23 protein-coding genes and 1 tRNA gene are annotated in these 21510 nt (G+C 43.4%); 8 read left to right on the top strand and 16 right to left on the bottom strand.

What is annotated here, in order from left to right; genetic code table 11:
* Window positions 1-64: 64 nt before the first annotated feature.
* The 11 genes from flgJ to L4C38_RS01120 form a co-directional block, all read right to left on the bottom strand.
* A complete protein-coding gene (gene flgJ, locus L4C38_RS01170) occupies window positions 65-988 on the bottom strand; it encodes a flagellar assembly peptidoglycan hydrolase FlgJ (protein WP_428795704.1) in 924 nt (307 codons plus the stop codon).
* Window positions 989-997: 9 nt separating this feature from the next.
* Complete coding sequence (locus tag L4C38_RS01165) at window positions 998-2089, bottom strand: flagellar basal body P-ring protein FlgI (protein ID WP_428795703.1); 1092 nt, start codon at window positions 2087-2089, stop codon at window positions 998-1000.
* Between the two features lie 51 nt (window positions 2090-2140).
* Window positions 2141-2917, bottom strand: coding sequence for a flagellar basal body L-ring protein FlgH (gene flgH, locus L4C38_RS01160; RefSeq protein ID WP_428795702.1), 777 nt, complete (start codon window positions 2915-2917; stop codon window positions 2141-2143).
* A gap of 18 nt (window positions 2918-2935) precedes the next feature.
* On the bottom strand, window positions 2936-3724 hold the full coding sequence (gene flgG, locus L4C38_RS01155; RefSeq protein ID WP_428795701.1) for a flagellar basal-body rod protein FlgG: 789 nt from the start codon (window positions 3722-3724) through the stop codon (window positions 2936-2938).
* Between the two features lie 19 nt (window positions 3725-3743).
* Window positions 3744-4493, bottom strand: a complete 750-nt coding sequence (gene flgF, locus L4C38_RS01150; RefSeq protein WP_428795700.1) for a flagellar basal-body rod protein FlgF — start codon at window positions 4491-4493, stop codon at window positions 3744-3746.
* 205 nt (window positions 4494-4698) lie between these two features.
* Entirely contained in the window at window positions 4699-6000 is a 1302-nt protein-coding gene (gene flgE, locus L4C38_RS01145; protein WP_428795699.1) for a flagellar hook protein FlgE, read from the bottom strand.
* Between the two features lie 28 nt (window positions 6001-6028).
* Window positions 6029-6736, bottom strand: coding sequence for a flagellar hook assembly protein FlgD (locus tag L4C38_RS01140; protein ID WP_428795698.1), 708 nt, complete (start codon window positions 6734-6736; stop codon window positions 6029-6031).
* A 17-nt stretch (window positions 6737-6753) separates the two neighbouring features.
* Window positions 6754-7170 carry a flagellar basal body rod protein FlgC gene (flgC, locus tag L4C38_RS01135; RefSeq protein ID WP_428795697.1) on the bottom strand — a complete coding sequence of 139 codons (417 nt, stop codon included), beginning with the start codon at window positions 7168-7170 and terminating at the stop codon, window positions 6754-6756.
* A 4-nt stretch (window positions 7171-7174) separates the two neighbouring features.
* Window positions 7175-7570: a flagellar basal body rod protein FlgB gene (flgB, locus tag L4C38_RS01130; RefSeq protein WP_428795696.1), complete on the bottom strand. Its 396-nt coding sequence runs from the start codon at window positions 7568-7570 to the stop codon at window positions 7175-7177.
* Window positions 7571-7929: 359 nt separating this feature from the next.
* A complete protein-coding gene (locus tag L4C38_RS01125) occupies window positions 7930-8757 on the bottom strand; it encodes a protein-glutamate O-methyltransferase (RefSeq protein ID WP_428795695.1) in 828 nt (275 codons plus the stop codon).
* 13 nt (window positions 8758-8770) lie between these two features.
* Entirely contained in the window at window positions 8771-9697 is a 927-nt protein-coding gene (locus tag L4C38_RS01120) for a chemotaxis protein CheV (RefSeq protein WP_428795694.1), read from the bottom strand.
* Window positions 9698-9771: 74 nt separating this feature from the next.
* Between L4C38_RS01120 and flgA the strand changes: the two genes are divergently transcribed.
* The 3 genes from flgA (at window position 9772) to L4C38_RS01105 (ending at window position 11379) form a co-directional block, all read left to right on the top strand.
* A complete protein-coding gene (flgA, locus tag L4C38_RS01115) occupies window positions 9772-10518 on the top strand; it encodes a flagellar basal body P-ring formation chaperone FlgA (RefSeq protein WP_428795693.1) in 747 nt (248 codons plus the stop codon).
* A 105-nt stretch (window positions 10519-10623) separates the two neighbouring features.
* Window positions 10624-10941, top strand: coding sequence for a flagellar biosynthesis anti-sigma factor FlgM (flgM, locus tag L4C38_RS01110; protein WP_428795692.1), 318 nt, complete (start codon window positions 10624-10626; stop codon window positions 10939-10941).
* Between the two features lie 12 nt (window positions 10942-10953).
* Entirely contained in the window at window positions 10954-11379 is a 426-nt protein-coding gene (locus L4C38_RS01105) for a flagella synthesis protein FlgN (RefSeq protein WP_428795691.1), read from the top strand.
* A gap of 81 nt (window positions 11380-11460) precedes the next feature.
* Here L4C38_RS01105 and flgP read toward each other — a convergent pair whose 3' ends face one another.
* Together flgP and L4C38_RS01095 are read right to left on the bottom strand one after the other, a co-directional pair.
* The gene (gene flgP / locus L4C38_RS01100) at window positions 11461-11892 is read right to left on the bottom strand and encodes a flagellar assembly lipoprotein FlgP (RefSeq protein WP_428795690.1); all 432 of its coding nucleotides are present in this window, start codon (window positions 11890-11892) and stop codon (window positions 11461-11463) included.
* 8 nt (window positions 11893-11900) lie between these two features.
* Window positions 11901-12536 (bottom strand): FlgO family outer membrane protein, encoded by a 636-nt coding sequence (locus tag L4C38_RS01095; RefSeq protein WP_428795689.1) that lies wholly within the window; start codon window positions 12534-12536, stop codon window positions 11901-11903.
* Window positions 12537-12697: 161 nt separating this feature from the next.
* On the opposite strand from L4C38_RS01095, the gene L4C38_RS01090 reads away from it, so the two are divergent.
* From L4C38_RS01090 to L4C38_RS01075, 4 genes are all read left to right on the top strand, one after another.
* Window positions 12698-13834, top strand: coding sequence for a flagellar assembly protein FlgT (locus L4C38_RS01090; RefSeq protein ID WP_428795688.1), 1137 nt, complete (start codon window positions 12698-12700; stop codon window positions 13832-13834).
* Between the two features lie 52 nt (window positions 13835-13886).
* Window positions 13887-13963, top strand: a tRNA-Arg gene (locus L4C38_RS01085).
* A 300-nt stretch (window positions 13964-14263) separates the two neighbouring features.
* Window positions 14264-14938: a response regulator transcription factor gene (locus L4C38_RS01080; protein ID WP_428795687.1), complete on the top strand. Its 675-nt coding sequence runs from the start codon at window positions 14264-14266 to the stop codon at window positions 14936-14938.
* The gene (locus tag L4C38_RS01075) at window positions 14922-16211 is read left to right on the top strand and encodes a sensor histidine kinase (RefSeq protein ID WP_428795686.1); all 1290 of its coding nucleotides are present in this window, start codon (window positions 14922-14924) and stop codon (window positions 16209-16211) included. The genes L4C38_RS01080 and L4C38_RS01075 overlap by 17 nt, the downstream gene beginning before the upstream one ends.
* Before the next feature lie 105 nt (window positions 16212-16316).
* On the opposite strand, the gene nagE is transcribed toward L4C38_RS01075, so the two are convergent.
* Window positions 16317-17798 (bottom strand): N-acetylglucosamine-specific PTS transporter subunit IIBC, encoded by a 1482-nt coding sequence (gene nagE, locus L4C38_RS01070; protein WP_428795685.1) that lies wholly within the window; start codon window positions 17796-17798, stop codon window positions 16317-16319.
* 341 nt (window positions 17799-18139) lie between these two features.
* Between nagE and L4C38_RS01065 the strand changes: the two genes are divergently transcribed.
* Window positions 18140-18646, top strand: coding sequence for a Fe3+-citrate ABC transporter substrate-binding protein (locus L4C38_RS01065; RefSeq protein WP_428795684.1), 507 nt, complete (start codon window positions 18140-18142; stop codon window positions 18644-18646).
* Window positions 18647-18712: 66 nt separating this feature from the next.
* Here the strand turns inward: L4C38_RS01065 and L4C38_RS01060 are convergent, their stop codons facing one another.
* Window positions 18713-19672 (bottom strand): OmpA family protein, encoded by a 960-nt coding sequence (locus tag L4C38_RS01060; RefSeq protein WP_428795683.1) that lies wholly within the window; start codon window positions 19670-19672, stop codon window positions 18713-18715.
* A 367-nt stretch (window positions 19673-20039) separates the two neighbouring features.
* Window positions 20040-21464 carry a glutamate--tRNA ligase gene (gene gltX / locus L4C38_RS01055; RefSeq protein ID WP_428795682.1) on the bottom strand — a complete coding sequence of 475 codons (1425 nt, stop codon included), beginning with the start codon at window positions 21462-21464 and terminating at the stop codon, window positions 20040-20042.
* Window positions 21465-21510 lie beyond the last annotated feature (46 nt).

The following is a 21510-nucleotide window of genomic DNA, read 5'->3' as shown; positions in this document are numbered from 1 at the left end:
CTTAAACAGCTTATTCTATAAGGGAGAGGAAGACTAAAAAGCGAACTCTTTGAGTCCGCTTTGATTACATTTGATCGATTTTTTCTTTAACACGTAACACTTTATCTGCGTATTGAGGGTCAGTTGCATAACCAGCTTGATGAATACCTCGAATAAACTGCTCGGAATTGCCATCATGCCGCAATGCCATCGTATAGCGTGGGTTTTCATTAAGGAAACGAACATAGTCATTGAAGCTTTGTTCATAATCTTGATAAGCACGGAAGGCTGCTTTTTCTTGCACCGGTACGCCTTGGTGGTATTCCAAAGTTTGCGTTGCCACCTTGCCGCCATCCCAACTTTTGTCTGCTTTAATGTTAAATAGGTTATTGCTGCTGCCTCTACCATTTGCCACCATTTTTTGCCCCCAACCTGTCTCTAAAGCAGCTTGAGCTAGGAGTAATGATGAATCAACACCCAGCGCGCTAGCGGCTTTTTCAGCATACGGTTTCATTGAAGAGACAAAAGATTCGGGTGAATCAAAACGAGCCGGCTGAGCTTTCTCTGCTTTCGCTATCTGAGGTGCAGCGTTCAATTGACGTTCGGCTTGCGCTTGACGCACGCGATCAACTTTTTCCATCACGTGTGAAAAATTATCGCTGCCACTGTCAGCCCCTTTATTCTCGATCGAACCAGTGCTGAGTTGCGCAACAATCATATCGGCAAGTCCTAGTGAACCAGAAGCACTCAGCTCACTCGACATCTGCTCATCCATCATCTGACGGTAAAACTGTTGGTTTTGGCTGTCCATCAAACCTGACTCAAATGTCGCGTTAGCGTCTCGCATCGACTTAAATAGCATGGTGGTAAAGATCGCTTCAAACTGCTTAGCTGCGGCAGTTAATGCAGCTTTTTCGCTGCCTTCATCGCCCTTTGTCGCTTGTTGGCGAAGCTTATCTAACCCTGCAATATCATGGATAAAGCCAATATCGTTGCCATTATTAATCATACCAGCCCCTTAGATAATGATCAGTTGACCTTCAATGGCACCTGCTTGTTTCAGTGCCTGCAATATTGCCATCAAATCAGAAGGCGCTGCGCCCACTTCATTCACCGCCCGAACGAGATCATCTAACGTCAAACCCGGTTCAAACTTGAACATTTTGCCCTGCTCTTCAGTCACTTCAATATCAGTATCTGGCACCACTACAGTATTGCCACCACCAAATGCATTTGGCTGGCTAACATTTAAATTCTCTTTGATCGCGACCGTCATGCCGCCATGCGTTACCGCGGCAGCTTTCAAGCGGACATGTTTGCCGACCACAATCGTACCTGTGCGTGAGTTAACGATAATTTTCGCTGAGCCTTCCGCTGGGTTAAATTCTAGATTTTCAATCGCAGATAAGAAAGCAACACGCTGGCTAGTATCACGAGGAGCACGTACTTTTATCGATGTGGCATCGATGGCTTGCGCCATCTGGGGACCCAAGAAATTATTAACTGAATCCGCCATACGCTGCGCTGTGGTAAAGTCAGATTCAAGAAGATTAAAGGTGATGTAGTCGCCACGGCTAAATGGCGTTGGGATTTCTCGCTCAACCATCGCACCATTTGAAATCATACCGGCGGTTGGGTTGTTACCTACAATTTTAGAACCATCCGCACCGTTTGCACTAAAACCGCTCACAACTAGGTTACCTTGAGCAACCGCGTAAATTTGCCCATCAAGACCTTTAAGCATAGTCTGCATCAAAGTACCACCACGCAAACTCTTGGCTGCACCTATAGAAGAAACGGTGACATCAATGCTCTGACCTTGCTTAGAGAAGGCCGGTAGCTCTGCGGTAACGATAACAGCAGCAACGTTTTTGGTTTTTGGCTTAGTACCAGGAGGTAATTGAATACCAAAGTTTTGCAGCATGGCATTGAAACTTTGATCAGTGAAAGGCGTTGATTCACCCGTTCCAGGTAGACCCGTAACTAAACCGTAGCCTACCAGTTGGTTACTACGCACACCGGCTACTTGCGCCACATCTTTGATGCGAGCAGCATGAGCGGATGTCACGAACAACATCAAACTGGTGATAAGGATTAGCGTTTTTTTCATGGTAGTTCCTGTAACGTTAAGACGATGTCAAAACATCGTCTTCAAACTGTGTTACAGAGATACATTGAAGAATCGTGCCAAGAATCCAGGCTCTTGCATATCTTGTTGATTTCCGGTGCCAGAATAGCGAATTCGCGCATTAGAAACGCGAGTAGAGGCAATTGTATTCTCATAGCTAATGTCTTCCGGACGAATTGTGCCGCTCAAACGAATGTACTCATCACCGGTATTCAGTGTTAGCCATTTTTCGCCTCGAATCACCAGATTGCCATTCGCCAGCACTTCGATCACTTCAACCGTAATCGAGCCTGAAAGGCTGTTACTTTGATTCGCAGCAGAGCTACCACTAAACGAGTTGTCATTTGCTAGATTATAAGAGAAGTTGTAGTCACCCACGTTCAGCTGTTGACCACCTACCTCTAGCGGATCCATATTTGCCGCATTATTTTTGGACAAATCTGCATCTGCACTTTTCGCCGCTTTCGTATTCTCAGCCAACGTAACTGTAATGATATCACCAAGACCATGGGGCTTAGAGTCATCATATAAACTGGTAGAGCTTGCGGTGTTAAACAATGAACCCGTTTCAGCTGCGTAATGCTCTGGCTGATGTTTCGGGTGTATCGGTGCCCATGCTGGATCACCGGCAACCGGATCTGTTCGACCACGTAGCGTGTCTATAATCCCCGTGCTGTCATCCGACTTATCACCTTCTACCGCGTCTACTGTTGTGGTGCCTTGAATGACATCAGGCGTATCGACAGGAGGCTGCAACATTGAGCAACCAGACATCAATGCAATGATAAGTAAGGGCAATAAACGCTGCATACGTCGTCCTCTTAGTGGTTAAAGTTGCTGGTTAACAAAGCTCATCATCTTGTCTACCGCTGAAATCACTTTTGAATTCATCTCATAGACACGTTGTGCTTCAATCATGTTGACCAACTCTTCCGTCACATTCACGTTCGACGTTTCCAGCATAGATTGGCGAATATCACCAAAGCCATCTAAACCAGGAACCCCCTCTTGAGGATCACCACTTGCACCTGTTGGCAAGTAAAGGTTCTGACCAATCGGCTCTAAACCACCCGGATTAATAAAATCAACAGTAGTGATCTGACCGACCGCTTGATTGTCTTGCTGCCCACGTAGACGAACCGATACTTCACCATCAGTACCTATGGTGATGCCCACGGCATCTTCTGGGATCACGATTTCAGGCTCTAGCGAATAGCCAGCACCAGATGTTACCAGTGCACCTTCATCATTTACCGTGAACTGACCGTTGCGGCTATAACCGATATTGCCGTCTGGCATAAGAATCTGGAAGAAACCATCACCTTCGATCATCATATCGAGGCTGTTGGTCGTCGTTTGTGCGTTACCGTTAGTGTGTACCTTTTGGGTTGCCACAACCTTAGAACCTGCACCAAGCATCAAACCACTCGGAAGTTCAGTGTTCTGAGACGACTGACCACCCGCTTGGTTAATATTCTGATAAAACAAATCTTCAAATACCGCGCGACTTTTTTTATAACCAATGGTTGAGGCGTTCGCTAAGTTGTTTGAAATGGTTGATATGTTGGTTTGCTGTGCGTCTAAGCCAGTCTTACTTACCCATAATGCCGGATGCATAACTCTCTCCTAAAATCTATTAGCTCGAACGAAGTAGCGATTCAGAGGCTTTGTCCATCTCTTCCGCTGTGCTCATCATTTTGACTTGCATTTCAAATTGTCGTTGTAAGTCAATTAATGCTGTCATTTCGCCAATCGCGTTTACGTTACTTCCTTCGATTGCACCAGTGAGCAGTTTTACGCCTGCATCCGCTTGATACTCTGCATTAATATCTTTTGCTCTAAACAAGCCGTTTGCATCTTTGAATAGTGATTGGTTGTCAATACGAACTAATTTAATTCGGTCAACGACTTCCATTGCATCAGCCGGAGCACCTTGCGGTACCACCGAGATGGTGCCGTCGCTGCCGATCTCAACTTTGCTGACAGGGATTGGTACTGTGATTGGAGCTCCCGACTCACCCATGACTAAATTGCCATTGCCGCTAACAAGCAGACCTGTTGCGTCAATTTGTAAATTACCATTACGTGTTAACGCTTCTTTGCCGGTTTTATCCGTCACAGAAATCCAGCCGTCACCTTTAACTGTGACGTCAAGTTCGCGACCAGTAGTAATGACACTACCTTGTTGGAAGTTATGACCTGGACGCTCTGTCATGCTAAATACTCGCGTAGGAAGCCCATCGCCGTATGCTTGCATCGAACGAGCTTGCGCCAAATCAGCACGGAAACCCGTGGTACTGACGTTTGCTAGGTTATTCGCTCTAAGCTGTAACGCTTGCATATTTTGCTTAGCGCCACTCATGGCGAGAAACAGGGAACGGTCCATTACTTGCTCCAAAAATCACTATTCAAAGCAAATAAAGCAATAGTCATGCCAATAAATATTTTGCTTATTTATCAGATAAATAAGCTCAACATAAGCGTTCAGTGAGACGATTAAGGAGAGGGATTACATCAATGTGGCAACAATGGCAACTGTGCGTTGCCGCCAAGTTGCCATCCAGAAGAAGCGCGCTATTCTACTGATAGAATTAACGGATTTGCAGGATATTTTGTTGTAACTGGTTATGCACTTCAAGAGAACGTGAGTTTGCTTGGAAGTTACGTTGAGCTGAAATCAGGTCCACCAACTCTTGTGTCATGTCAATGTTGGCTTGCTCAAGCGTACCGTTACTAATAGTACCAAAGGAACCTTTATTTGATTCACCCCAGATTTTGTCACCTGAGTACTGCGTTGAATCCCATTGAGTGCCGCCTTTCTTATCAAGACCTTGCTCGTTAGCAACACGTACTAGAGCGACTCGCCCTAAGGTGATGTTCTCACCATTCGAGTATGTACCGAGCACACTTCCGTTTTCATCAAAATCAATCTTAGTTAGGAAACCCGTTGTTGCACCATCTTCATCGAATTTAGTTAGCTCGAATGGCGCAGCAAATTGGGTAGCTCCGTCTAAGCCAAACGATAGTGTTTGGTTGACATCAGCACCGTTCATATCAACTGGATTTGCGCCCGCACCAATTGGTTCACTGACAATGTTTTGTCCATTGTTAAGGCTAGCCAACGTACCATCATTATTAAACTTCATGGTATGGCCGACATGAGAACCTGACGTTGCATCACCACCGGTAATGTTAATTGGTTTCTCACCGGCTTTATCTGTCACGGTGTAGTACGTCTGCCACGTGTTCGGCTGAGTTTGATCTTTCAAGTAGTACGTCGTCATCTTGTAAGACTGACCCATCGAGTCATAAATGGTAGAAGATGTTGAACGGTTGTACGTTTCTGGATCGGAGTAATCAAACAGTGCTGGGTTTTTCAGATCACCATTGGCAGGCAAGTTGACACCCACTTCAATGTTAGCTGTTTGCTTAGGTTTACCAAATTCGGCTGGAATGTTAATAGGTGTTGGTTCGTAAGAAAGTACATCACCAGTATCTTGATTCACTTGATAGCCTAGTAGGTACTCTTCATTCGAGGTCACCATATAGTTATCTTTGTTTAAGTGAAAAGCACCGTTACGCGTCAACTCATTCTGCTGTGGAATCAAACGCTCTTTTGCTACCGAAAAGAAACCTGTTCCACCAACTCGCAAATCAAGCGGGTTATTCGTGTATACACTTGAACCTTCATGAAATTGCTGCGCGACTTTATTCGCCTGTACACCTTGACCAGCCGAGGTCTTAGAGTTGGTGAATAATGAACTAGAGTAAACATCACCAAACTCGGCGCGAGACTCTTTAAAACCAAACGTATTGGCGTTCGCAATGTTATTACTGGTTGTATTCAGATCTAACTGAGCGGCTGATAACCCGCTTAATGCAACATATGACATTCCAAATTCTCCTATCTAGCTCGCGTTGTTACGCTTTGCCTACTTCTAGTACTTCAGCAAGTCGAACTGGCGACTCAAAGCCAGCCAGATTGAGCAGTACGTTACCATCACCTTTACCTAGAAGAACGCTGTTGACGTTTGCGTATGACGAAACTTCAAACTCTTTGCTTTCTCCATCTAACAAGCCCGATGCTTTCACATTGTACTTACCAGCCGGTAATGGACTACCGTTTTGATCTTTTCCATCCCACACAACACGGTTATCGCCTGCCGGTTTCGCGCCCACTTCGAACGTACGAACCAATTGGCCCACTTCGTTCTCAACGCGGACAAACATGTTGTCTACGCTTTGTGGCAGTTTCACCATTGCCGCCATCGTTTTACCGTCTTGCTTTAGGCCTGCCGCTCCCGGAACCAATACATCACGTCCCACTAGGGTTGACGCCTGCAAAGCTTGGTTTGAAGTCATTGACGCGTTCAACGTATCGAACTGCGTATTCATCTTGCCTATGCCATCAACAGTGGCAAATGATGCCATTTGCGCAATCATTTGATCGTTGCCAACCGGCTTAAAAGGGTCTTGTTGAGCAAGTTGCTTAGTCAGCAAGGATAAAAAATCTTCTTGCTTAAGATCTTGCTTACCCGTTGTTCCTTCAGGCTTTTTCTGCTCTTGAAGTGCTTTAAGCTGGTCAACATAGGACAAGCCGCTTTGACCAACGTTATTAATACCGGCCATACGTTACCTCCTTATCCCTATTGACCCATCTGCAGCGTACGCAGCAGCATTTGTTTACTGGCATCTGCTAATTGCACATTCGTTTGATACGAACGAGAAGCAGAAATCATATTGGCCATTTCTTCCATAACATTAACGTTCGGCTTATAAATATAGCCTTCGTCATTTGCTAATGGATGATCAGGGTTGTATTCAGCGTTAAGCGGTTTATCGCTTTCCACAATACCTAATACTTTCACCGGCACAGTATGGTCACGACCATAATTTGCCTTACTTAATTCGGCACCAAATACAGCATGACGCGCTTTATAAGTCTCTTTCGCTGAGCTTGAGATACTGTCTGCGTTCGCCAAGTTGCTTGAGGTTGTATTTAGACGAACCGACTCAGCACTCATGGCAGAACCAGTCACATTGAATACGTTAAATAAGCTCATCTAATTATTCCCCTTTAATTGCTTTGGTTAAGTTCTTGAATTTACTACCTAAGAACTCTAACGATGCTTGATGTCGGATCTGGTTTTCCATAAACAAGTTGCGCTCTAGATCCACATCGACCGTATTGCCATCACCGGTGTCCGGTTGAGTAGGAAGACGATAAAGTACTTCACCTGTTACTTGAGTAGAGGCAGGAATATGCCGACCATCTGTACGGCTAAGACCAATGCTTGCCTCTGATGTTGCCGCCTGCAATGCCTTTTGGAAGTTCATACCTTTTGCTTTATAACCAGGCGTATTGGACTGCGCAATGTTGGTAGAAATCACCTCAGTATTGCGCTCGCGTACACCCACTGTGTGTTGGTGAATGCCTAAAGCCTTGTCAAAAGAAATAGCCATGTTTGCCTCTACTAAAGAACTGACCGTTATTACTAATTGATAAAGCAAATTACGTACCACTTTTCAAAAGTACTATTAATTTAACTTTATCAATACCAAGTTGAGCAAGATTTGCGCCAGCTTCGCTACAAGTTAAACGCAAGTGTTTGACTTTGGAATGTCACCTTGAGTATATGTCTTATACCCAAGAAACTTGAAGATGCAGGTAGGCGGCAAGTAAGAAAGTCCCCTGAGCATAGGTGAACTATGTGATTAGGGCGCACGAACACAGCCAACACCGCTGCAACTTCAAGTATGACGGGTATATAAGTAACACGCACAAAAAAGCCCAACAGCATGTTGGGCTTATGAAGGCATCTTTACTTGAGCTTGTAAATAATACCTGGATTACAGCGAACCATTTCAAAACGATCCGTTAGCCCCGTCAGCGATTCTGACGCTCCTAACAAAAGATATCCGCCAGGATTCAGGCTACTCGCCATTTGGTTTAATACCTTAGACTTCATATCAGGAGAGAAGTAAATCAGTACATTACGACAAAAAATAACGTCAAATTTACCAAGTAACGCATAGCTATCCATCAAATTTTGTGGACGGAAATTAACCAATCGCTTAGCCGTATCCTTGACTTTCATTCGACCATCACCAGCATCTTCAAAGAAGGCTCGACGACGTTCAGGAGATAAACCACGACCTAATGCTAGGTTATCGTAAACACCGGCACGACACATATCGAGCATACTAGGCGAAATGTCCGTTGCCGTGATAGAAACGCTTGGTAACATACCCGGCTTGCGCTGTTGAGTTTCCAAAATTGTCATTGCCATTGAGTATGGCTCTTGACCTGACGAACTTGCCGCAGACCAAATTTTGATTGGACGCTTATTTGCCGCTAACTCAGGAAGAATTTTGTCCGCTAAAACTGTAAAAGGATAACTATCACGAAACCATAACGTTTCATTAGTCGTCATTGCATCGACAGCCGCGACTCTCAAATCTCGATTTCGACCAGCAATAACATCACGCAAAAGATCCGAAATTGACGCCAACTTGAATTTTGCTACTAAAGGACTTAAACGACTTCTGACTAAATACTGCTTACTATCTCCCAGTACAATCCCGCATTGAGATTCTAAAAACCGGCTGAATTCACGATACTCATGATCGCTTATAGTTATTGTTGTCATTAAATTCTCTTTATTATTTTACAAGTGCAGTCTTCACTGCATTACCAAGCTCGTCCGGATTAAACTTGGCTATAAAGGCGTTCGCACCAACTCGTTCAACCATAGCTTGGTTAAATACTCCACTCAATGATGAGTGAAGAATCACATACAGATCTTTTAACTCTGCGTGTCGGCGTATTTCAGCAGTTAATGTATACCCATCCATCTCCGGCATCTCAATATCAGAAATAACCAAAGAAATTTGATCATAAATACTACCTTGCGATGCCATCTCTAAAAGCTTTTCATAAGCTTCTTTTCCATCTTTGACGGAAACCACTTCAAAACCAATAGAGGTAATTGCTCGCTCAACCTGCTTACGAGCAACAGTCGAGTCATCTGCAATCAGAATACGGCGTACAATCGGCGTTTCTACTTCAGCTTGGGCGATCTCTTGGCTGATTGCGCTATCCATTGTTTCATCGACAGGGGCAATTTCAGCTAGAATTTTTTCAACATCAAGAATCTCAACCAATTCATTGTCGATATTGGTTACCGCAGTCAGGTAGTGAGCTTTACCTGCACCTTCTGGTGGCGGAAGAATCGCTTCCCAGTGCATATTAATTATACGCTCTACCGAGCTTACCAAGAATGCTTGAATCGTTCGGTTAAATTCAGCAATAACCACAAAGGCTTTATCAATGTCGGTTGTTGGTCGTCCACCTATAGCTAAACTTAAATCAATGACCGAAACGGTATGGCCTCGAATGTGCGCCACACCTTTAACAAGTCGGTGAAGGTTTGGCATTGCAGTAAGCTTAGGGCACTGTAGAACTTCTTTGACCTTGAACACGTTAATTCCATAACGCTGACGTCCCATTAAGCGGAACGTCAAGAGTTCCAATCGGTTTTGACCGACGAGTTGTGTACGCTGATTCACAGAATCAAGAATACCCGTCATATGCTCATCTCCATTTCAAACTTTCAAGTAAAAAGGTGGTAATCTAGTACGGCTATGAAAACCAGAGAAACCGTATGATATATTTTAAATCATTCTTTTCTACAACTTCCACAACCAAAATTCATTTATATTTCGATAAAATATTAAAAGTTATCGGCGTTTCGTTGTTATTCTTTAGTTTTTCATCCGTATCTGCAACTCAAGAACAGATTCAAGCTATTCAAGATGCTGCCAAACAATATATTTTGGAAAGTGTTGACCAACCTGTCGATGGTTCTCTAGAAGCGAATCCCGCCAACATAGATAGCCGAGTGTTCGCAACAGATTGCCCCAATCCACTTGATGTTTCATCTAAGTCAACCAACTCAAACGCTAGCAATATTACGGTGTTAGTTGAATGTCACCAAGACAACTGGCGATTGTATGTTCCAGTTAGATTAACCCGAACAGGTCCTCAAGTCGCGTTAGTTTCACCATTGAGCCGCGGTCAAATCATCACAGCTCAAGATGTCACCACCAATATGGTAGACTTGCAGCGCTTAAGGCGGCAAGGATTTTCCACAATAAATGCCGTAATTGGGGCAAAAGTGAAGAAAAATCTCAGAGCCGGTGAAATTATTGAGCAACGGCATATTTGTGTTGTATGCCGTAACGATATTGTGACAATTAAAGCGGTCAAATCTGGTATGACCATTACAACCAAAGGTGTCGCATTATCTGACGGATCGCACGGGGATCAAATTAAAGTGAAAAATAGTAAATCAAACCGTATAATTGATGGAAAAGTAACCGGCATATCCGAAGTCACGGTTATTTTCTAGCTGTTCGCATCTTAAGCAATGGATTGGATAAATAATCATTAAAGCTCTGTCGATCTCTGCCGATATGGACAGTACAGGATTTTCAATTTGAATAAGGCTTTCTAAATGGCAGGTATAGATAACATACGCTCAGGGCAGACCCTCACCACTACAACTCGAAGTGCACCACGTAGTAGTGACAGCTCAGCTTCATCTTCAACGTCTTCCGCTAAGGCACCGTCGACGCCACAAGATGCTGTATCACTTAGCTCTGCGGGCAAAGCAGTTGGAGAAATGCACAATCAAATGGTTAGTCAGCCTAGCTTTGACCAAGTAAAAGTGGCGGCAATAAAAGAAGCGATCGCCAATGGTTCTTATACCGTCGATCCTGAAAAACTTGCAGACAATATGATCAAGTTCGAACAAGAACTTGGTGGTTTGTAGTAGAGAAGCGGAATGGCTGCTCTAAAAGGCTTAGTTGATTTTCAACTGAAAAACGCCAACGAACTTTCTGAAACATTAAAGAAAGAGCAAGTTGCGATTGCTCAACGTGTCTCTAAAGATATTGAATCTTTAGCGCATGTAAAAAGCACTCTAATTTCACAGTTGCAGCAAACTGATGAAAGGATTGGTCGACATCCAGATGTAGAAAGCCTGAATAACAATCCTGAATTAAAACCGATCGTTGAACAGATCCGTACTATCGTTGCTGAGTGTCAGCAACTAAACGACATCAATGGTCAAGCATTACAACGAGCGCATTTGAGTTTTAATAAGTTAAATAATCTAATGAAGCAAAGCCAAGGGAAAGTCGGAATGACCTATACTGCCAAAGGTCATACTCGCAATATCTCGACACTTGGTACCAATTTGAAAGCCTAGCTTCGTTTGATAATATAAATTTGAATATAAAAAAAGCGGCAATTATATTGCCGCTTTTTTGCATCTGAGATTAGAGAAAAATTAAAATAACGTTTGTTGACGCTTTTCAGGCACTTGCTGAACTTCGCCATAATCGCGAAGTTTATTCATTTTTTGGATATCGAGGCGTAGCTCCGTTACATAGGTATCACCTACTTTGTAGCTTCGAACGACTTCAGCACCACGGATCACTCCATCTACGGCACCTGAGGTTAACTCAGTCCCTAAACGTTGATCTTGTAAATCAGCTCGACCACTTACTCGCATACCATACACTTGCTCGGCAAGTTCTCGATAAGCATCAATTTTTGAAGCGCGCATAGCTCGTACTTGCTTATCTTCGACATCTCGCCCTTTTTGCTCACTAATACTAGCGTAACCCACTGCGTTCAACCAATCTTGTGGGCGCATTTGGCCTAATGGCTGACAACCGACCATTGCAATAGAGACAACGAATAAAAGTAACGTCTTCATGCCAACTCCTATGGACGTAATATAACAGTGTATGGTTGGCGAATAGTTGGATCAGAACGAATCAACACACCATCTTGAGTTCGGATACTATTTAACGTATCCAAATCACGACCAATACGATCAGCAGGTAAGAAACCTTGAGCTGAAGCAACAACAATACGCGATTGCATACCAACTACTCTGGCATTAACTAACACACCGCCTTCTTGACGCAACATGGTGCCAGTGAGTACGTATTGAATGTCTTGTTCTTTTGCCAGATCTTTCCAGTCACGACTAAAAGCAAAATCACCCTGTTGAGTAACTTGGATACTCCCGGTGGTTTTATAGTCGACGACTTTAAAGCCGCGACGCTGGAATTGATAAATAAAACCTTCTGATACTGAGTTACCTAACCAGTTAGTTGCATCCATATCTTGCAGATCAACGAACGATGTCACCGCTATAGGTGTACGTGCTGACACGCTTGTGTTCGAATTAACCAAATCTTCTGTCATGCTTTCAACAAAGAAATCCAATGTATGCCTAGGGCTGTCCATAAGCATGAACTGGCTACCAGGGTAAGGTTCTTTGCCGTTATAAATTGGGGAATAGGCACAGGCTGTCAGAAACAACACTGGCACTAACGCTATCCATTTTTTCATTCTCTAATCTCCGATACATTCAGGCAATTGCGACCAATTTTGTCTCTATTTAAAAAAGTGGAACGCTCTTTGCTTTTCTAACTTTGCAAACACTTAGAAAACCAATGCCAAAATCAGCTATTATTCAACAAGCAAAAACTGTACCTAGTTGGTAACTAAATATGAAAAAAACAATTTTCAGCCTATTTTCTACTCTTATACTAAGCATGAGCCCGTGGGTCTCTCATGCCGCTTGGTATGAAGTAACCGGTATGGCAACCGTGGTGGCATCTGAAGACGCTGCGCGCTTACACGCTCTGGAAGACGCTATATATAAAGCCGTCAATTTTTCTGGAGCTGATATCGGTAGTATCGCAAACCTTCGTCCGTTGTTAGAAGAAGGTCGAAATGAATACCAATTTACCAATCATGAAGTGCGTTACATCTTAGTAGAAAAGCAAAAAATTTATAAAGATGTCATGTTCGTTAAGGCACGCATTGATATTTATCCATCGGCAACAGGTTGCCACGTTGATCAATACAAAAAAACTTTCTTAGTAAGTAACATCGACGTTGCTTACCCACAGCAAGCGGTTATGGGACAAATCTACAGCTTAGGTGACGACTTTGCTCAAGTGATTAACCGTCAGTTGGATCAAGAGTCCACCAGCTTTGTTTCCGTTGGTACCACTGATTTTGAAATCAGTAAGCGCTACCCTGAACGCCTTAAGATGATCGCAGAAGATACCGATGCACAGTATATAATCAGCGGCACGATTACCGATCTTACCGCCACCATCGAACAGAACTTACTTTCAAGCGATATCACTAACCGCCAGTTCGCGATGGAGTTGAGCATATTTGATGGCAAAACAGGCAGTGAGGTGTACACGCGAAATTATCGCGAAGTTGCTCGATGGCCTTTCCCTAAAACCAGTCAAGTTGATACGCGCAGCGCACGTTTTTGGGCATCAACCTACGGGGAGATGATGCTTAGGGTTAGCCGCAATATCATGTTGGATCTCGAATCCGAAGTGTCTTGTAAGATAACCTTGCCTGAAATTGTCGCCAAATGGGGCAGTTCCATCACAATGAATTTAGGTAGGCTCCACGGCGTGCAAGAGGGTGACAAACTTCAGCTTTGGCATACCGGTTCGTTTATCGACCAGCGAGGATTGCCACGCAATAAAGTAACAGCTACCGATATTACGCTCACGGTATCTCGGGTTTATGACGGCGAAGCTGAGCTTAGCGTAGATCAGCCTGAGCTGGCCAACAGCATTCAGATTGGCGATGTTATGCACAAGCTGATCCCATAGAGTCAAATTACGCTAGTCGATACTCATAGAATTGAGTATTATCTAGCGACTTGCTCCCGTGGCACAGCTGGATAGCGCAATCCCCTCCTAAGGGATAGGTCACAGGTTCGAATCCTGTCGGGAGCGCCATATTGAAGCCCATGCATTTGTATGGGCTTTCTGCTATTTGAATTCTTGTATTAATTATCCTTAATCTTTCCAAAACCCTTGCTAAACCTATCAGCGCTATACTTTTATCGTCACTTTAAGTTAACTGTTACTTTTTAACGATCAACCCCCCGTTCCAAAAAGTACAATTAACTTATCGCTGAACAATAGTGTCCCCCCCTTAAACCGTAGCAAGGCTCGCATTAGTCACGCGAGCCTTATTTTCTTTATTCATTAATTTTGCCTGCACGCTAATATGTCGTATTAACCGGAGTAAGATGTTTGAAAATACTAGTAATCGAAGACGATATAACAACCCGTGAATTCGTCGCTAAAGGGTTGCAAGAACATGGCTATACCGTTGATCAAGCGGAGGACGGTAAAAAAGGACTGATGATGGCACTAAGTTGCGAATATCAACTGGTGATCCTAGATCGTATGTTGCCTTATCTAGACGGGATGAAAGTGCTCTCAGCGATTAAAGCAACAGAACCGCATATGCCCGTTTTGATTTTAAGTGCACTGGACAGTGTGGAAGACCGCGTTAATGGGCTACAAGCAGGCAGTGATGACTACCTAATCAAACCTTTTGCTCTGGCTGAACTGTTAGCACGCGTCGATATTATTATTCGCCGTTGTCACCGAAAAAGCGTTGCCGTCACCACCATTAGTTACCATTGTCTACAAGTCGATTTACGTGCCCACCGCGTCCTATGCAACAACAAAGAACTGACATTGCAACCAAAAGAATTTCAGCTCATTCAGTACTTCATCGAACATGCGGAACAAGTTGTTTCTCGAATGCGCCTGTTTGAAGCAATTTGGAGCTATCACTTCGACCCCAAAACCAATGTCATTGATGTGCATGTTGCCAACTTGAGGCGAAAATTGGAAGACGCAGGGTGTTCTGAGTTACTGCATACCGTCAGAGGTGCCGGGTATGTCCTTCGCCGATAATTACTCACTGACTCGATCCTCAATCTTTAAAACACTTGTCGGATTATGTGTATTAATCACAGCCATCAATATCATCATGATCCGACAGCTTTATATTGATTCAGATAATTTTCATCAGCAGCGCTTAACCGACCAACTCAACGATGAGATCCTAGAGTTTAGCTATGCAGCCAAACAAAGCCCAATAGAAGTACAGCGGTTGCTTCAAACTAAGCAAGCCACCGGTGCTCCATTTAGTTATCAAATTACTGAGCACATCGAACCAATTCAAGCCAGTAGTTACTACCCAATCATTGGCATATTACAACAATCAACTAAATTTCGTCTCAGTGACTCACTTCAATTAGAAATTGGTATCAATGAAGAGATACTCGCCGCCTACCGAGAGGCATTAATTCCCATTGTATTGTCCGGTATCGTATTGCCAAGCGGCACACTGCTCATTGCCGCCTTCTTCTTCAGCATTTTGATGTTACGCCGCCTAGAGTCAGTGAACCATGCGATGAACCGCGTGCTGTGCGGTGAACGAGAAGTTAAGCTGTCGGTATCTCGACAAGATGATGAATTCGATATATTAGCGATCCACCTCAATTATATGATTGAGCAAATGGCAAAAAACGAGTCTACCCTTAAGTCTCTCACGACTGGTTTAGCGCATGATATGCGTACACCAATGGCTCGCTTAAAGCTAAGATTAGAAGACGTTCTTTCTCATGATAAAGAACTCAATCGTGAGCAGCTTCAACAAGTATCTGCGTGCCACGATGAATTGGAATTACTGTTGTCACTTTTTAATAGCATGTTAGAAATTGCCAAACTTAATAGTGGTCAAACAACTATCTGCTTTCAAACCGTCGACTTAGGAAAAATTGCTCACGACGCCTTAGAATTTATCTCCCCACTGGCAGAGCAAAAATCTCAACATCTCTTCATTCGACAAGACCAACCATGTTTAATCGCCGGTGATCGTTCGCTGCTGTTTCGCGCTGTATTTAACTTGCTTGAAAACGCGGTCAAATATACACCTGACAATGGTCATATTGAGATTATCATCGACCAACTTGGTGTTGTGATTGCCGACAATGGCGTCGGTATCTCTGATGCGGATAAGCTCTATGTTTGCCAGCCTATGTATCGCGCTGATAAGAGCCGCACTGAACAAGGCAATGGCTTAGGATTATCTTTAGTGGATGCCATCGCACATCGTCATAATGCACGACTCATCCTCAAAGATAACCGTCCAGGTTTAAGAGCTCGCTTTTATTTCAGCTAGGCATTAATTGTCCAAAGCAAACAAAAGATAATCCACATAGATTTAAGCTCTAGGACTGAGAAAGCAGAGCCTTAACTCCGCTTTCTCAGTTTCAATCCAAGCCTATTAATTACTTACCGGAGCTATTGCCGTAAGATCTTGTGAGGCTGGAATTTGCTTCATCTCCGAAGCTATTTGTTCCGCCTCTGTACCAACAATGACCTGCAAGTTATTTTCACCAATCTTAACCACACCCATTGCACCTAACGCTTTCAATGTATCTACATCAGCCAGTGAAACCTGTTTTAAAGTGAGCCTTAACCGAGTAATACATGAATCAATGCTGGTCAAGTTTTCATGTCCACCTAGTGCATGCAAATATTGAGCGGCTTTTTCACCCATTGTTCCCTGCTCAACATCTGCCTCGGTCATATTTTCTCGACCAGGCGTTTTCAAATCAAACTTAAGAATTGCAAAGCGGAATATTACATAATACAAAGCGGCAAAACACAGCCCTTGCAAAATTAGCATGTAAGGCTTCATTGCCAATGGCAGGTTGAATGAAAGAACAAAATCAATCAGACCGCCGCTGAAGGTAAAACCAGCGATCCACTGCATACTTGCCGCAAGATACATAGACAGTGCCGTTAGCACAGCATGAATCACGTACAACGCTGGTGCAACAAACATGAAAGCAAATTCAATCGGTTCAGTAACACCGGTTAAAATAGCGGTAAATGCAGATGCACCTAAGATACCACCCACTTTCTTTTTGTTTTCTGGTTTGGCGCAGTGGTACATGGCTAAACATGCCGCTGGTAAACCATATCCCATAACAGGAAAGAAGCCGCCTTGATAGATACCGGTGACACCAAGCTCACCCGTTCCTGACCAGAATTTCGAAATATCACTAATGCCAACGAGATCAAAAATAAACACTTGGTTTAATGCATGATGAAGACCGATTGGAATTAATAAACGGTTGAAGAACCCATACAAACCAGCACCGACCGACCCCATTTCTGATATAGCGATACCAAAATTAACCAGTGCGCCATAAACCATCGGCCAAACGTAAACCATAACAAGGCTTATAAAAATTGCGGCAAAAGAGGTTACGATAGGAACAAAGCGCCGACCGCCAAAGAAACCCAACACGGCCGGTAGTTGTATATTATGAAAGCGGTTATATAAAGTCGCCGCGACAATACCAATTAGTATTCCAGTAAAAGCACTGACCGCCGCACCAGAAGCAACCACTTGCGCTTGGCTCATTTGATCAACCGGTACTCCGGTGATTTGTGATATGACAGCGACATTACCTACTATCATCTCGATGATCAGCAAACCCAGTAGACCAGAAAGTGCTGCTGCACCATTATTATCTTTAGCGAGCCCATAAGCGACACCCACCGCAAACAACCACGCTTGATTATCCATTATGCCTTTGCCACCAAAGACCAAAATAGTAGCAAGCGGGCTATTTGCTCCCCAACCCGTGGGATCTATCGCATAGCCAAGCCCCAACATTAAGCCACCCGCAGGCAACACGGCAATTGGCACCATCAAGGCCTTGCCTATTTTTTGCATATATCCAAGTATATTCACCTTAAAACCTCATTTATTGTTTATTCTTCAAAACACTTGGCACTGGCACTTCCTCCCCAGTACTAAAGGAAATAATAAATAGCAGCGAGTTAAGGCTGGGTTGTGGTGTGATTAACGATTGTTAATGTTGGCGATTTCTCGCCACAGAGAAGGTAGATTTCAGAGTTAGATCAATATTTATCCATGCACATCCTGTTGAGTAACTAAAGGATTAAAGTGTGAGGTGTACGTATTCTTGAGCAAGAATATTTATATAGGCTATCTTTATTGAGTATTAACGCTTTAAAAAGCGGAAACAATTGCTTACCCTTTAACTAATAACAAATATATCACTTATAATTATGCCAAAGAGCAATTTAACTACTAATACCGGACACCGGTTTATTTCCAAAGCTAAGACTGCCTACAAGATTCATATTCATACGCCCGAAGATACGGTGCTGCACCGTTCGGTTGGGTTTATCAAGATAGGCGAGAAGAAAGGTTTACAAAAAGCCATTCGGCTTCGTAATGAGCTTGGTAGTGAAATGTGGGGGAAATTTTGGCGCAAGCTGCTTAAAGATCCTTACCTAATGACGCGCCTGCCCCATTCTGTGGAGCCGAAGATCATATATAAGCCTCGTCCAACCAAAGAGAACCCTGATGCTAAAGACAAGTGTTACATCGCTGCATGGCGTAACTATGATGAATATGGCAAGCTGATTTATAAGAGCGTAGTTTGCTCTATTAACAAGCACGGGCGCTTAGGTGCATACACCAAAACTAAGAAAGCACTACTGGAAGCAAATAAAGACAATCTAGAAATTCTAGAGTTCATGGGTAGATTGAGTAGTATCGATCTAAAATAAACATGTTCAGTCCATTCATTTGACAACAAAGCCTCGGTATTCCAAGGCTTTGTTGTTTTCTCGTCGTTATTGCTCTATTTGATATTCAAATTCAGGAACAGTAATGTCAACTCTTCGGTTTTGTGCTCTTCCTTCACGTGTTTCATTGCTCGCGATTGGATTACTTTCACCTTCACCACTTACACTTATTCTGTTTGGATCGACACCGCGATCAGCTAAAACAGCAGCGACGGACTGCGCACGCTTTTCAGACAACATTTGGTTGTAATCAGCAGCGCCAGAAGAATCGGTATGACCCACGATCACCGCTTCCGATTGAGGGAAATCAGTAAGTACTTGAACTAGTTCGTCCAGTTTTCCTGCACTTTCTGGTTTTAACTTACTGCTATTAAGTTCAAAGGTTTCCGTATCAAGTAACGTCGCTTCGAAAGTCTTCGTCATGACAACTGTTTCAACCACTTCCTCGACCATCACTTCTTCTTCAACTACTGGCTCTGGTTGCACTTCATCGCTGCCACCAAAACTATAGGCAAAACCAATTGAAGCCGTATTGGCAAAGGCGCGCACAACATCATTGTTTATATCTGTCAACGCTTGGTATTCAACTCTTACTGAGCCATTTTCCATTACATCAAACTCTAACCCTAGTGCACCTAAGAATGATTCGTCACTCTCATTGCCATAATTCACATATGCGCCACCAAACTTGCCGTAGATATCAATCGCATCAGTAACACCAAATGTTAACTTGGGAGCTAGAGTAAAGGCGTCAACACTGTCATCAGGCAAGCCTGCGCCAGTAAACTTACCTAAATAATCATAGCCAGCTTCTAATGCCAAAAAGTCATTAAACTCATAACCACCAAAAATACCGGCTGAGCCCGAATCATCATCACAGGATAAACCTGTCATACACTCATCATTGAGCCAAGAGTATCCCGCTTTGACACCTAAATAAGGTGCGGCACTAGCCGCATTTGCTGCCATAAAAAGCGTTGCTGAAATTACCACTGCTAGTTTTTTCATGTTGAATTCCTTTATCCACTGTTTTTCTTTTATAGAAGCCAATTTTGGCTTTATTTCGTCACAAAGGTGCAAAAAATGGGGTACAACAACCTTTACTTGTACGAGTTTCACACTGACCAATGTAAAAAAACGTTAGTACGGTCACATCCTTATTGTCCATAAAACTAAAATGCTTATCTGCCCATCAACCAAGAAACAACATTAACCTACTGTTATTAAACGAAATAACGCCAAATCCATTGAGTTTTACTTTGCATGTGACACGAATAAACGTAGAACAATAAATGATGGAACGCCAAAAATACGCAGCGCAAAAAAAACCGCAGCTCAATGGCTGCGGTCTCTTCAGTTATATTAGCAATAGCTATTATGCGTTTGCTTCACGCTCAGCAATAAACGCTAATGCCATTTTGATACGAGCAACACAACGCTCTTTACCGATTAACTGCATAACCGCATCTACCGATGGGGATTGACCGCCACCCGTTACCGCTACACGTAATGGCATACCAATTTTACCCATACCAATTTCTAGCTCTGCACATACATCTGCAATCACTTGGTGTAGGTTTTCAGTCGTCCACTCAGTAAGCGCTTCAACTTTAACTAGAGCAGCCTCTAGCGGCTCTCTCGCCACACCACGTAGGTGTTTTTTCGCTGCGCCCGCTTCAAACTCAGAAAAGTCTTCGTAGAAATAACGAATCTGCTCTGCAAGTTCAACTAGCGTATTACAACGCTCGCCAACAAGTTTAATCACATTAGTGATTGCTGGACCGTTGTCTTTAGAGATACCTTGTTGATCTAAGTGCCATTGTAGGTGTTCCGCTACATATTCAGGATCTGAGTTTTTGATGTAGTGGTTGTTCAACCATAATAATTTTTCAGTGTTAAACGCAGATGCAGACTTAGAAACCGCGTTTAGGCTAAAGAATTCAATCATATCTTCTCTAGAGAAGATTTCTTGGTCACCATGAGACCAGCCTAAACGAACTAGGTAGTTATTTAGTGCTGTTGGTAAGTAGCCCATATCACGATATTGCATCACTGATACAGCGCCATGGCGTTTAGACAGTTTTGCACCGTCGTCACCTAGGATCATTGCACAGTGAGCAAATGTTGGTACTGGAGCACCTAGCGCTTCATAGATATTGATTTGACGAGGCGTGTTATTGATATGGTCTTCGCCACGAATAACTTGAGTAATACCCATATCCCAATCATCAACTACCACACAGAAGTTGTATGTTGGTGCACCATCAGTACGACGAATGATCAAATCATCCATTTGGGTATTACTAATCTCTATACGGCCACGGATTTGGTCATCAAATACTACGCTGCCCTCTTTTGGGTTACGGAAACGGATCACACATGGTTCACCATCTTTTGCCGCATCGTTTGCTGCTTTGATTTTTGGATGGTTTGCATCGTAGCGAGCCATCTCTTTATTCGCTTCTTGCTCAGCACGTACTTCGTCTAGCAACTCTTTAGATGCATAACATTTATAAGCTTTGTCTTCAGCAAGTAGCTTATCAACCATCTCGTTATAACGGTCAAAACGTTGAGTTTGGTAGTAAGGACCTTCATCCCACTCTAAACCTAGCCATTCCATCCCCTCAATGATCGCATCTACTGCTTCTTGAGAGTTACGCTCTAAATCCGTATCTTCGATACGAAGTACGAACTCACCGCCTTGGCTTTTTGCAAAAAGCCAAGAATATAGTGCAGTGCGAGCACCGCCCACGTGAAGGTAGCCTGTTGGGCTAGGAGCAAAACGAGTTTTAACCGTCATGTAAAATACCTTGATTGTCGAAATGACTGCACTGTTTAAATCAATG

It is taken from the genome of Vibrio kasasachensis, from assembly GCF_050337565.1.
Lineage (GTDB): Bacteria > Pseudomonadota > Gammaproteobacteria > Enterobacterales > Vibrionaceae > Vibrio > Vibrio kasasachensis.
Note: the sequence above shows the minus strand (reverse complement) of the source record. Positions and strands in the feature narration are given on the sequence as shown.

Bases quoted from the DNA above. Each gene is read 5' to 3' on its own strand.
- L4C38_RS01165 (WP_428795703.1), bottom strand. From the start codon at position 2,089: ATGAAAAAAACGCTAATCCTTATCACCAGTTTGATGTTGTTCGTGACA.
- L4C38_RS01090 (WP_428795688.1), top strand. From the start codon at position 12,698: ATGAAAAAAACAATTTTCAGCCTATTTTCTACTCTTATACTAAGCATG.
- flgB (WP_428795696.1), bottom strand. From the start codon at position 7,570: ATGGCTATTTCTTTTGACAAGGCTTTAGGCATTCACCAACACACAGTG.
- L4C38_RS01125 (WP_428795695.1), bottom strand. From the start codon at position 8,757: ATGACAACAATAACTATAAGCGATCATGAGTATCGTGAATTCAGCCGG.
- flgP (WP_428795690.1), bottom strand. From the start codon at position 11,892: ATGAAGACGTTACTTTTATTCGTTGTCTCTATTGCAATGGTCGGTTGT.
- L4C38_RS01120 (WP_428795694.1), bottom strand. From the start codon at position 9,697: ATGACGGGTATTCTTGATTCTGTGAATCAGCGTACACAACTCGTCGGT.
- L4C38_RS01095 (WP_428795689.1), bottom strand. From the start codon at position 12,536: ATGAAAAAATGGATAGCGTTAGTGCCAGTGTTGTTTCTGACAGCCTGT.
- flgM (WP_428795692.1), top strand. From the start codon at position 10,624: ATGGCAGGTATAGATAACATACGCTCAGGGCAGACCCTCACCACTACA.
- flgH (WP_428795702.1), bottom strand. From the start codon at position 2,917: ATGCAGCGTTTATTGCCCTTACTTATCATTGCATTGATGTCTGGTTGC.
- flgF (WP_428795700.1), bottom strand. From the start codon at position 4,493: ATGGACCGTTCCCTGTTTCTCGCCATGAGTGGCGCTAAGCAAAATATG.
- L4C38_RS01075 (WP_428795686.1), top strand. From the start codon at position 14,922: ATGTCCTTCGCCGATAATTACTCACTGACTCGATCCTCAATCTTTAAA.
- L4C38_RS01140 (WP_428795698.1), bottom strand. From the start codon at position 6,736: ATGGCCGGTATTAATAACGTTGGTCAAAGCGGCTTGTCCTATGTTGAC.
- L4C38_RS01105 (WP_428795691.1), top strand. From the start codon at position 10,954: ATGGCTGCTCTAAAAGGCTTAGTTGATTTTCAACTGAAAAACGCCAAC.
- flgJ (WP_428795704.1), bottom strand. From the start codon at position 988: ATGATTAATAATGGCAACGATATTGGCTTTATCCATGATATTGCAGGG.
- gltX (WP_428795682.1), bottom strand. From the start codon at position 21,464: ATGACGGTTAAAACTCGTTTTGCTCCTAGCCCAACAGGCTACCTTCAC.
- flgG (WP_428795701.1), bottom strand. From the start codon at position 3,724: ATGCATCCGGCATTATGGGTAAGTAAGACTGGCTTAGACGCACAGCAA.
- flgC (WP_428795697.1), bottom strand. From the start codon at position 7,170: ATGAGCTTATTTAACGTATTCAATGTGACTGGTTCTGCCATGAGTGCT.
- L4C38_RS01060 (WP_428795683.1), bottom strand. From the start codon at position 19,672: ATGAAAAAACTAGCAGTGGTAATTTCAGCAACGCTTTTTATGGCAGCA.
- flgA (WP_428795693.1), top strand. From the start codon at position 9,772: ATGATATATTTTAAATCATTCTTTTCTACAACTTCCACAACCAAAATT.
- L4C38_RS01065 (WP_428795684.1), top strand. From the start codon at position 18,140: ATGCCAAAGAGCAATTTAACTACTAATACCGGACACCGGTTTATTTCC.
- flgE (WP_428795699.1), bottom strand. From the start codon at position 6,000: ATGTCATATGTTGCATTAAGCGGGTTATCAGCCGCTCAGTTAGATCTG.